At 58.7% G+C, this 11,031-nt stretch carries 10 protein-coding genes and 1 pseudogene; all 11 read right to left on the bottom strand.

Annotated elements, in window-relative coordinates; translation table 11 throughout:
- Positions 1-26: 26 nt before the first annotated feature.
- Positions 27-116, bottom strand: a pseudogene (locus APH27_RS26495) (ABC transporter permease); the annotation flags it as partial.
- Positions 117-120: 4 nt separating this feature from the next.
- Complete coding sequence (locus tag APH27_RS24965; protein WP_218187550.1) at positions 121-480, bottom strand: hypothetical protein; 360 nt, start codon at positions 478-480, stop codon at positions 121-123.
- 55 nt (positions 481-535) lie between these two features.
- The gene (locus APH27_RS26270; protein WP_082435252.1) at positions 536-913 is read right to left on the bottom strand and encodes a hypothetical protein; all 378 of its coding nucleotides are present in this window, start codon (positions 911-913) and stop codon (positions 536-538) included.
- Between the two features lie 609 nt (positions 914-1,522).
- Positions 1,523-2,497 (bottom strand): hypothetical protein, encoded by a 975-nt coding sequence (locus APH27_RS24960; protein WP_060486173.1) that lies wholly within the window; start codon positions 2,495-2,497, stop codon positions 1,523-1,525.
- A gap of 9 nt (positions 2,498-2,506) precedes the next feature.
- The gene (locus tag APH27_RS24955; protein WP_060486172.1) at positions 2,507-2,995 is read right to left on the bottom strand and encodes a type VI secretion system tube protein Hcp; all 489 of its coding nucleotides are present in this window, start codon (positions 2,993-2,995) and stop codon (positions 2,507-2,509) included.
- Positions 2,996-3,287: 292 nt separating this feature from the next.
- Entirely contained in the window at positions 3,288-4,151 is an 864-nt protein-coding gene (locus tag APH27_RS24950) for an ABC transporter permease (protein ID WP_027919390.1), read from the bottom strand.
- Between the two features lie 14 nt (positions 4,152-4,165).
- Positions 4,166-5,029 carry an ABC transporter ATP-binding protein gene (locus APH27_RS24945; RefSeq protein ID WP_027919389.1) on the bottom strand — a complete coding sequence of 288 codons (864 nt, stop codon included), beginning with the start codon at positions 5,027-5,029 and terminating at the stop codon, positions 4,166-4,168.
- A gap of 6 nt (positions 5,030-5,035) precedes the next feature.
- A complete protein-coding gene (locus APH27_RS24940; RefSeq protein ID WP_027919388.1) occupies positions 5,036-6,055 on the bottom strand; it encodes an ABC transporter substrate-binding protein in 1,020 nt (339 codons plus the stop codon).
- Positions 6,056-6,072: 17 nt separating this feature from the next.
- Positions 6,073-6,972, bottom strand: a complete 900-nt coding sequence (locus tag APH27_RS24935) for a TauD/TfdA family dioxygenase (RefSeq protein WP_060486171.1) — start codon at positions 6,970-6,972, stop codon at positions 6,073-6,075.
- A gap of 187 nt (positions 6,973-7,159) precedes the next feature.
- Positions 7,160-7,501: a hypothetical protein gene (locus APH27_RS24930; RefSeq protein ID WP_027919386.1), complete on the bottom strand. Its 342-nt coding sequence runs from the start codon at positions 7,499-7,501 to the stop codon at positions 7,160-7,162.
- 154 nt (positions 7,502-7,655) lie between these two features.
- On the bottom strand, positions 7,656-11,031 hold a 3,376-nt coding region (locus APH27_RS24925; RefSeq protein WP_156335908.1), incomplete at its 5' end, for a type I secretion C-terminal target domain-containing protein.

Raw genomic sequence — 11,031 nt, 5'->3', positions numbered from 1 at the left:
CCCGCGAAGAGGCCGGCACAGGAAAATCACCGCTGCATGCCCCACCGCCGAACGGTCAACCGCTCGAGGGTATTGAACACCAACCCCTCGACCAGCAGACCGATCAGGATCACCACCACTCTAAAAAGATCCGAGCATCAGGAATATCATTGAAGAAATACACATCGTGCACCAAGCTCCGACCATAATCCTTTTCATCGAATTTGAAAAATCTCGCAATTGAGCCACATCAACCAATCCTCTGCGTGCAAATAAGCTCGGCATAGTCAAAAGCATTGATATGGTACAGATACGCATAATTTTACCGAGAAGCCCTGCGCGCAAATAAAGCTTCCTATTCCCCCATACAAAATCGCTTTTCGACAGCAGCTCTTCAACCTCATCAAGATGTCTTATGGCGACATACATCTGCACTAAAAATGCGAGCGCCGCCAAGAAGAAAAAACACATCGAAACCAAATTAATCTCAAATTTACTCACGACTTATTCTTCACGTAAGTGATCACAAATCGCCGCCGCAGCACTTACTTAGTAATCAGCCTCGTAAAACACCTACCCATATACAGAAGGATGCCAACGATGCAAATAAAAACAAGTGCACGAGCCACAGTATAATCAGCAGCCTCTTGATGCGATCAGGTACTGCTCGTAAATCTCCAGCGTCAACCAAACCCTTTCGAACGCAAAACTGGCTCACGGATAGCATCGCGGAAATCCCCCCCACACGCAAAACCTTCCCCAAAAGCCCGGCACCGGACAAATTATCCCTATTACCGACAACAATTTTGCTATTCTTTAATAAAAATTCAACATAATCAAGATAACGACAAGCGACAAAAATCCATGCCGCAAACATGAGTACGGGCGAAGCAAACAAGCAAACACCGAGCACGGCTATCTGCATATTTGTCATTGTGCGGTCTCATACAAGACCTGATTCAATATCTCTCCGAACATAGCTCATAGCGCCCCACCTGCAATTTCACCGTTCCCAACCTATCTCGCCCGCCGCTCACCTTCCCCACACGCCCCAGCGACCACCCCCAAATCTGTAGCCCCCTGACCGCTGCTGAACCCGAACACCAGCTAGGGAGCGGCAAAATCAGGATATACATTGAGATGAAACATGAGTGCTCACATATTCAACCAGGCAAGCTTAATAATTTCAAAACATTATGAGCAACAACAAATATCACCGCAGAAGCCACTAAGCCCCCCCAAGAAACTAGCAACCTAACTCTCATCGCCCTTGGAAATCGCAATATTTCTGAAGCATCCGCAACGCCTCTGCGAACAAAGATCCCGGGCATCATAAGCATGTTTGCGGCTAGGCAGGCACGCATCACTCTACCCAACAATCCCGCCGGTGAAAAGTTCAACCGATTATCACGAATATAGCTGCACCCTGATAGCTCAGACTCAATCACATCAAGATATCGGCATGCTAGATAAACCATGAGGCCTAGGCTAACAGTCATCCAGACTATCAGCACAGACATCATTACCACTGCAGCTGTCGAGTTCATTCGAGCGCCCTTTCATACACTACCTCTCCGAGCGCCCCAACCCACTTTCTCCCTAAATCACCACCATATTTACCACCTACAGCACCTCCGACAACAGCACATGCAATACCGGCACTACCAGCAGAGGGAATACTGAGTGCTACACATATGGCACTTACCATAGCACCGCCTATGACCCCCCCAGTAACACTGCCAGATATACTGCCTGTCAAGCCGCTCAACTCGACGTATTTAGCCTTCCTGCATTCTTCCTCACGACCTAGGGTGCATGCATTTTGAATAGACAGCCCTGTCGCTGCCACATCTAATGCGACTCCAATGTAGGCCCCTTTCTTGATCAGGCTCGCAGCCCTCGCCACTCCCGTTACCTTCTCGGCATACCCGGTAATTTCCCCGGTACTCAGATAGCGTTTAGTGGAAAGCTGCAGCATCCGCTTGATCGATCCCTGGTTTCGTAAACCAGAGCCATAGGCGGCGGTCTTCCCTAGCTGCTCATCCAGCGTGCTGAACAGCGCCGCACGTTTGGCGTAAAACGCTTCCCGTGCCCTGAACGTACCACCACTCATGTGCTCGCGATGCAATTGCTCAATCTGCTCCAGCGTCTTCTTGATGGAACCCAAATGCCTGGCCCAGCCATCGCTTGCGGCCCCAGCCCCCATCGACGCATGGGTCAACAGACTTTGCAGCATTTCGAAGTTATCCAGCATGAACCCATCAACACCGCCGCCGTTAAAAACGATGTCACGGTGAATACCTGCCGCCTTACCCATGAGAAAGGCTTCATGGCTGGTACAGGAAGGCGTGGAGGGATCACCGACAATCACCAGTTCGCCAGCAAAGACGACCGTGTTGACGATATGCGCATTGAGCACATCGAACTTGGCCTGCTGATTGGCGTTCATCGGCGTGCTGGTCTTCAGGGTCGCGTAGTTCTGCGCCTTGGGATTTATAAAGCTGCGTGCCTCGGACATGGTCGTTCCTCACGCAAACTTCTTGTTGGCAATCCGGTCCCAGCCACCGGTGACACTGCCGCCAGCACCACCATCGGTGCGCTGCTGCCGGGTGTACGTGGTCTTGATGCGGCCGTAGTTGAGCTGGATGATTTCAGTCGGCACGCCGGCATGCACGCTATGTAGATAGTCGGCAATGATCACTTCTTCGAGCACCACTTCGTAGTACTTCAGCTTGTCGCCACCGGCGCGGCAGACGACCAGCCTGACTTCTTTCAGGTGCTGCCCGGCGCAACTGGCTTCAAGCAATTTGCAGCTGGCATTGTCCAGGTATTTGGTGAAGGTCAGGTTGCTCAAAGTGGTACGCCCGGCGGTGGCGCCCCCTGCGGAACTCGCGGTAGCAGAGGTGCTTTGGCTGGTGCCGAACGTGTAGCCGAGGATCTCGATCCAGTGCTTGTATTTCTCGTCTTGCGATTCGCCAGCGATTTCCGCGATTTGAATGAAAGCGTCGAAAGCCATGTTTACTGTTCCTTGTAAACGAATGAGCGGAACAGGCTAGGCGCGAGGAAAGATAACCGCAACGGTTCTATGGAGATCGATACTTAATTCAGAATTTTCGTACAAGTTTTCCGACAAATTCGGATGTATGAAAGTTTTTCAGAGCAAGGGCAATGGCCCACAGCATATGTATGGGTGGCCTGTGCTGGCCTCTTCGCGGGTAAACCCGCTCCCACAGGGACTGCACAGTCTTCACGGCCTGTGAAAATCCTGTGGGAGCGGGTTTACCCGCGAAGAGGCCGGCACAGGAAAATCACCGCTGCATGCCCCACCGCCGAACGGTCAACCGCTCGAGGGTATTGAACACCAACCCCTCGACCAGCAGACCGATCAGGATCACCACCGCCAGCCCGGCAAATACCTTGTCGGTATACAGCTCATTGCGGTTCTGGAAGATGTACCAGCCCAGCCCGCCCTTGCCGCTGCTGGCGCCGAACACCAGCTCGGCGGCGATCAAGGTACGCCAGGCGAACGCCCAGCCGATCTTCAGCCCCGAGAGAATCGACGGCAACGCCGCCGGCACCAGGATATGCAGGACCAGGCGCAGCCCCTTCAGGCCGTAATTGCGCCCGGCCATGCGCAAGGTTTCCGAAACCCCAAGAAAGCCCGCATAGGTATTGAGCGCCAACGCCCACAGCACCGAATGCACCAGCACGAAGATCAGGCTGTTGTCACCCAGCCCAAACCACAGCAACGCCAGCGGCAGCAGGGCAATTGCCGGCAGCGGGTTGAACATTGAGGTCAGCGTGCCCAGCAGATCACGACCGAGCTGAGTCGACACCGCCAGGCTGGTAAGGCCAAAGGCCAGAACGATCCCCAGCAGGTAGCCTTTGAGCAGAATGACCAGCGACACGCCAACCTTGGCCGGCAGTTCGCCGCTGAGCAGGCCGTCCCACAGCGCGGCGGCAGTCTGCAGGAAGGTCGGCAACAGCAGGTCGTTGCCCTGGTAGCGGGCGATCGCTTCCCACAAGGCCGCGATCACCACCAGGATCACGGCCTTGCGCAGCCAGCCGTGCTGCCACAGGCGCTGGGCCAACGGTAGATTGCGTTCCACGGGCACACTGAGCAAAGGCTCCAGCTGCACCTCGTATTCCTGGCGTACAGGTGTAGGGGTCATGGCTGAAGCTCCTGTCAGTAGGCGATGCGGATGTCGTTGAAACCCAGGTCACCAGCCGGTTCCGGGGCTTCGGCCTCGTCGAACAGCAAGCGATGGATGCGCCGTGCACTGGCCTGGAAGTCTGCAGCGCCGAGGCTGCCGAGGTCGTACTGGTGGCTGTGCACTTCTGCGCGCACCCGGCCCGGGTGGGGCGACAGCAGCAGGATGCGGTTGCCGACCACCAGCGCTTCCTCGATGGAATGAGTGACGAACAGCAAGGTGAAGCGCACTTCTTCCCACAGCAGCAGCAGTTCTTCCTGCATCTTGCGCCGGGTCAATGCATCGAGTGCAGCGAACGGCTCGTCCATCAGCAGGATCTTCGGCTGGGTCGCCAGCGCCCGGGCGATCGCCACACGTGCCTTCATCCCGCCCGACAGCATGTGCGGGTAAACATCGGCAAAGGCGGCCAGGCCGACCTTGTCCAGATAATGCAGGGCCCGCTCCTCGGCCTCGGCGCGCTTTAGCTGGCCAGACACCAACAGCGGGAACATGACGTTCTCTTTTACCGTCTTCCACGGCGGCAGTTGGTCGAACTCCTGGAACACCACGATGCGGTCAGGGCCGGGGCCCTTGACCGGCTGGCCCTGCAGCAGGATCTGCCCTTCCCGGGGGCTGATAAAACCGGCCACGGCCTTGAGCAAGGTGGACTTGCCGCAGCCCGAGGGGCCAAGCAGGACGAAACGGTCGGCACGGTCGACTTCGAAGCTGACCTGGTGGGTGGCCCGCACCACGCGCTGCGCGGTGCGGTATTCGAGGCTCAGGTTGTCCACCTGAAGCAACGGCGGTGTAGCGACACGGCTCAGGTTGCTGGCCGTGTGGCCTGGCAATGGGGCGGTCATGATCGGTCAGCTCCCTTGCAGCGGGCGTTCATCCTGGAAGAAGTAGTCCTTCCACGACTCCGGCTTGTGCTTGATGGCGCCTACCCGATACAGGAACTCGGCCAGCTTGTAGGTGTTTTTCGGCGTGACGGTGAACTCGTACTGCGGGTTGTCGATCAGCTTGATCAGCGCGTCGCGGTCGATCTTGGCCTTGGTCACGCGGATGTAGGTATCAGCCGCAGCAGCCTTGTCCTTCTGGGCGAAATCCGCCGCCTCGGCCAGGGCGTCGACGAAGGCCTTGTAGGTCTTGGGGTTGTCCTTGCGGAATTTCTCGGTGGCGAACAGCAGGGTCGGCGAGTTGGGTCCGAGCAGGTCATAGCTGTTGAGCACCACGTGCACGTCCTTGTTGGCCAGCGCCTGATCCTGGAACGGCGGGTTGGAGAAGTGCCCGTTCAGTTCGGTGCCGCCGGCCAGCAACGCGGCGGTGGCATCCGGGTGCGGCACGGCCAGGGTGTACTTGTCGAGGCGGTTGTATTCCTTGTCGCCCCACTGCTGGGCGGCGGCGTACTGCAGGAAGCGCGACTGCACCGAAACACCCACCGCAGGCACGGCAATGCGGTCCTTGTCGGAAATGTCGGCGATGGTCTTCACGTTAGGGTTGCTGCTGACCAGGTAGTACGGGAAGTTGCCCAACGAGGCCACGGCCTTGACGTTCTGCCGATCTTTGGTGCGGTCCCACACGGTCAGCAGCGGGCCGACACCGGCACCGGCGATATCCACCGAGCCGGACAGCAGCGCGTCGTTGATCGCCGAGCCGCCGGACAGCTGGGCCCAGTCGACTTCGATGTCGATGCCCTGCTCCTTGCCATGCTTCTCGATCAGGTGCTGGTCACGCACCACGTTGAGCAGCAGGTAGACGATGCCGAACTGTTCGGCGATGCGGATCTTGCCTTCGGCTTGCGCCACGGCGGGGGCCGTCAGGCTCCCGACAACCAGGCTAGCGCCCAGGCCGATGCTTGCCGCCAGGCGGCTGATGGATTTACGCATGATGAATTCCTCAGACGTCAGAACGGGGCATCGCCCTGGATGGTGGTGCGCAACAGCTTGCGCCGCAGGTGCGCGGGGCAACCGGTGGCCAGGTGGATCAGCGAACGGTTGTCCCAGAACACCAAGTCGTGGGGCTGCCACTGATGGCGATAGATGTTCTGCTCGAGCACGCTCAGCGCGTAGAGCTGCTGCAGCACATCGCGGCTTTCATCGTCCGGCAGGCCAACGATGCGGGTGGTGAAGCCTTCGCTGACAAACAGTGCCTTACGGCCATTTTCCGGGTGGGTACGCACTACTGGGTGGATGACTTCCTTGACCTGCGCCAGTTGCTCGGCCGTCAGGGTCGGGCGCCAGTTACCTTCGAACTTGGTTTCGGCGTAACGGGCAGTGTAGGAGTGAGCGGCACTGCGGCCCTCGACCACCTTGCGCAGGGCATCGGGCACGGCGTCCCAGGCTTTGTGCATGTCGGCGAACAGGGTGTCGCCCCCTTCGCTGGGCAGCTCCTGGGCGTGCAGCATGGAGCCGAGGCTTGGCAGCTCCTTGTACGACAGGTCCGAATGCCAGAACTTGCCGGCATCGCCCAGGCCGATGTTCTGGCCATGTTCGATGATGTTGGAGACGATCAGGATTTCCGGGTGGCCGGCGAGCAGGAACTGCTTGAGCACATGGATCTGCAACTCGCCGAAGCGGCGGCTGAAGGTGATCTGCTGTTCCGGGCTGATGCGCTGGTCACGGAACACCAGCACATGGTGGTCGAGGTGGGCGCGATGAATACGGGTGAAATCCTCGGCGGTGACTGGCTTGGCCAGGTCCAGGCCGATGATCTCGGCGCCGACAGCACCGGAGAACGGGCGGATTTCGAAGGTTTGCGGCTGGGCGCTGTCGATGGACGACAAGGCGTTCGAGGCGGCTGGCATGTTTCACTCCCACGCAGTGCGCGACTTCAATGGCGCGCAACGATCAGAAACGCACGGGGATTACCCGTGTGGGTTCAAGTCGTGCGGCACATCGATTGGTCGACGGGTACGCAGTGGCAGTGACTATAAGTGCATAAGAAAAATAATTTAAATATCTTTAACGCATAACCATATGAGCGACAGCCGCTCAGATCAGGCCATGGTCCGCGTCATCCTGGATAAGGTTGCTCAAGCCCCCCAGCGCCTTGCGCGCGGTCGAACGATTGAGCAGCTTGGCCTGGGCGCCGGCCGGCAGGTCGGTGATGCTGAGCACGCCCTTGGTGGTAAGCACATCGATCAGGTCTTCCAGCACGCGAATCATGTCCAGGTCGCTCTGCTTGAGCTGGCGCAGGCTGTTTTCCACCACATCGTCAGCGAACCAGTGCTGGACCTCGGCATGGTCAGCGGTGAGGACTTCCGTGTGCCCGGGGAAGGGGCTGGGCTCGACACGCTGCAGGCGGCCTTCAGGGTCACGTTGTACGTAGATCAGGGCGTTGTCCAGCGTCACGAGGGTACCTTCTGGGTGATTGCGCGATGAAATGGCAGGCGAGTATGCGCCTGCCCGCCAGTCGCAGGGAAGCGCCAACCCGTGGAATCGAAGGGCTTCGACAGCGGCAGTCACCTGCCGCTGTCGGGGGCCAGCATCAGCTGTTGTGGTTGTCGATCTTGATCAGCGGATCAGCACCGCCGACCAGCGAGTTGATCGTGGCGCTCGACCAGTTGACCCCCTGCAGGGTGATAGTGGTGTCGACATGGTTGGCACCATCGGTCGCGTTCAGCTCACCTTTGCTGCTCACCTGCAGAACAGTATCGCCATTGACGGTGGAGACCTTCAGGTAATCGGTGATGTTGCTGCCCTTCTCGCCCTGCAGCAGGTCGCTGAGGTCAAGGCGGTCACCTTCGGACGCCTTGAAGTCGGTGACGATATCGTTGCCGGTATGCCCCGCCTTCCAGACAAACAGATCAGCGCCGCTGCCACCGGTAAGGGTGTCATTGCCCTTGCCGCCGGTCAGGGTATCGTTGCCGGCACCGCCGAAGATGATGTCGTTGCCGTCCGTGCCAAGCAGGGTGTCGTTGCCGCTGGTCCAGGCGGGGGTGACGCCCGAGCCTGGGGCGGTAATCGTCACGTACAGGTGCGCGGTGTCGGTGTCGCCATCTGGTTGGGTCAGCTTGTACTCGAATGCATCCACATGGCCGGCGTTTTCCTTGCTGCCAGTTGCCTGGTAGCTGTAGGAACCGTCTTTATTGATGGTCAGCTCACCGTACTGGCCGGTGACCTTCATGCCGGCGGTGACATCCACCCAGCTGCCGTTGACCTTGACCGACAGGGTCGAGGTTTCGCCGTTGCCGCCCCAAGTATCATTGGTGGCTACCGAGCCGGTGACCGCCGCTGCGCTCCAGACGGTGGTGGTCGACGCCGGCACGTTGGCTTTGAAATCGTCGAATGTGACCGACGCATTGCTGTTGTCGCTGTTGCTCCATGTGTCGTCATGGACGTTCAGGAGGATACGATACTGGCTGTTGGCATCCAACGCGCCAGTTGTGATCGTCGAGTTGCCCGAGCTGATCGAGCCCACCTGCACACTGGTCCATGTCGAGCCATTGTCGCTGCTCTTGTACAGCGTCCAGGTTGCGGTGTCAGTACCCGAGTCGTACCAGGTCGACAGCGATGTCAGCGAGGCACTGGCAGTGAACGAAATCGTCTCGCCCGCCACGGAACCGGTGGTGTAGACCGGGGTAACCGCTTGGGCGTCACCCGTACTGCTGTTGTTGTTATCGGTCAACTTCAGGGCGTTACTGCTGCGGGTGGCATCGAGCGTGGTGTTTACGACCGAACTCGACATCCAGCTGCCGGTGTTCAAGCTCAGCTTGGTCGCAAGCTGGGAGTCTTGGTCAGACACATTGTTGGTGAACTTCCAGGCATTGCTCTCGTTGCTCGAGAACGTCGCCAGCGTCGTAGTAGAGGCCGCCGTCGTCACCTTCGTCGAAGTCAGGGTGGCTGTTGCATCATCATTGGCCGCGATGGCATCGCTGCGGTCCTTGACGGTCAAGGTCAAGGTCGACGAAGCGGTAGAGCCGTTGGCATCACGGATGGTGAACTTCAGCTCAGCCGACAGATCGTTGGCAACATCCTGGTTGTCTTTACCGGAGAACGTGTAGCTGCCGTCACCTTTGATGATCACCTTGCCCACGGTGCCCAGGTCGATGGTTTTGCTGTCGGTGGCATTGGTGAATGTGTAAGTCACGCCACCGTATTGCACCGAAGACAGTTTCCAGCCGTTGGCCGCCCAGCCGGCGGTGCCACCCGTAGCATTGGCGGTCACATCCCCAGAGACGGCACTGCCGCCGACGCTGCCGACCAGCGCCTGAGTCAACGCACTCAGCGAGGTATCCACGACCAGCACGTGATCGTCGGCCGCCCCGCTGGTGATCGAGTCTTTGGTTTCACCCGGTTTCCAGCCGATTGGCTCCAGGTAGTTCTTGTCCTGGTTGCTCAGCCCGCCGAAGCCTACAGCGTAGGAATCGTCGAAGCCTTTGTTGTTCAGGAAGTTGATCCAGGTGGTTTCGTTGGCCGTGGCGTCGTTAGGCGCACCGTCGGACATGAAGATGCTGACCAGCTTGCTGCCACCTGCCGGCGGATTGGTGTAGTTGCTGGTAACCGCGTTCAGCGCCGAGGCGTAGTTGGTGGTACCGCCAGCATTCAGGTTGTCGATGGCCTTGAGCGCATCGTCCAGGTTGGTGTACCAGCCACCGTCCTTGCCGGAACCGTGGAAGGTGGCGCTGCTGGCGAACGATACGATGAACACCGAATGCACGGTGCCCGACTGGAACAGGTTCTTGACCGCGTCCTTGAGCATTTCCAGGCGGGTGTTGTACGGCCCTGCGCCATCCGGGTCACCACCACCGGTGCTGCGTGGCCCCATGCTGCCCGAACGGTCGAGCACCAGGACCACGTCGGCGCCGCCAGCGGTACCACTTTCGACGATGGAAGCCGTGGAGTTGGCGATTACCTGCGGCCCTTTGTCGTTGTCGAAGATCGTCCCGGTGGCCGTGTTCTGGCTGCCAACAGCCAGGTTCTCGTAGAAGTTGTTGTTGTCGACCACCTGCTTGATGGTGGCCGTCAGGGTTTCATCGCTCTCGATCTTGGTGTCGTCATAGGTCTTCACGTCGAACGAGTAGCTGCTGTTGCCACCGGTAATGGTCACGCTCTTCGGCAGCGTGCCAACAACGTCAGAGGCATCCGCGGTACCGCTCCACTCCAGGTTCACCGTCACCGATTTGCCGGTTGGAACGGTGATGGCCTTGCCCGAGGCATCGACCAGATCGACCTTGTAGGTGAAGGTGCCGCCTTCGGTGACCGACCCGTTGACGATGCTGATCTTGGCGTAAACGGTGTCGATCGTGTCGGCGATGTTCGCAGTTGCGGTGGCACCGGTGTAATTGACGTTCTCGTAGTTGCCACCCGTGACGTTGGTCACGGTCGCGGTGAGGGTGCTCGGGTCCTTGAACACGTCTTCAGAGTTCGGGTTGACGACAGACAGCGCGCCTTTGCCCGCAGCATCCACGGTGACCTGGTACAGCGTACCGGCAACGTTCACGGTGAGGATGGTCGCACCGCTACCTTGCGGCGGATTGCTCAGCTGGAAGTGGAAGGTGACCGTGCTGTCGGCCTCGGTGGCAGGGTCTGCGGTCACTTTGATGGTGGTGTCGTCAATGGTATCGACGACGATGGCAGAGGCTTTCGCACCGGCTACGTCACCTTTCTCGAAGTTGCCGCCGTTGATGGATGTGACGGTGGCCGTCACAGTACTGACGTCCTTGTAGGCATCTTCGGTGTTGGTGTTCACCACATTCAGCGAGCCGTAACCACTGGCGTTCAGGTTGACCGTGTAAGCCTTGCCATCGACATCGACGGTCAGGCTGGCCGGGTAACCACTCTGCGGCTGGTGGCTGAGCTGGAACTCAAAGTTGACGTATGCGTCACCTTCTTTAGCGTTGTGTGCAGTGACCGCGACTGTC

It is taken from the genome of Pseudomonas sp. NBRC 111123 (assembly GCF_001320205.1).
GTDB lineage: Bacteria > Pseudomonadota > Gammaproteobacteria > Pseudomonadales > Pseudomonadaceae > Aquipseudomonas > Aquipseudomonas putida_J.
Note: the sequence above shows the minus strand (reverse complement) of the source record. Positions and strands in the feature narration are given on the sequence as shown.

What these genes read in the sequence shown, in the direction of transcription:
- APH27_RS24940 (WP_027919388.1), bottom strand. Translation starts at nt 6,055, where the DNA reads ATGCGTAAATCCATCAGCCGCCTGGCGGCAAGCATCGGCCTGGGCGCT.
- APH27_RS26270 (WP_082435252.1), bottom strand. Translation starts at nt 913, where the DNA reads ATGACAAATATGCAGATAGCCGTGCTCGGTGTTTGCTTGTTTGCTTCG.
- APH27_RS24960 (WP_060486173.1), bottom strand. Translation starts at nt 2,497, where the DNA reads ATGTCCGAGGCACGCAGCTTTATAAATCCCAAGGCGCAGAACTACGCG.
- APH27_RS24955 (WP_060486172.1), bottom strand. Translation starts at nt 2,995, where the DNA reads ATGGCTTTCGACGCTTTCATTCAAATCGCGGAAATCGCTGGCGAATCG.
- APH27_RS24950 (WP_027919390.1), bottom strand. Translation starts at nt 4,151, where the DNA reads ATGACCCCTACACCTGTACGCCAGGAATACGAGGTGCAGCTGGAGCCT.
- APH27_RS24945 (WP_027919389.1), bottom strand. Translation starts at nt 5,029, where the DNA reads ATGACCGCCCCATTGCCAGGCCACACGGCCAGCAACCTGAGCCGTGTC.
- APH27_RS24935 (WP_060486171.1), bottom strand. Translation starts at nt 6,972, where the DNA reads ATGCCAGCCGCCTCGAACGCCTTGTCGTCCATCGACAGCGCCCAGCCG.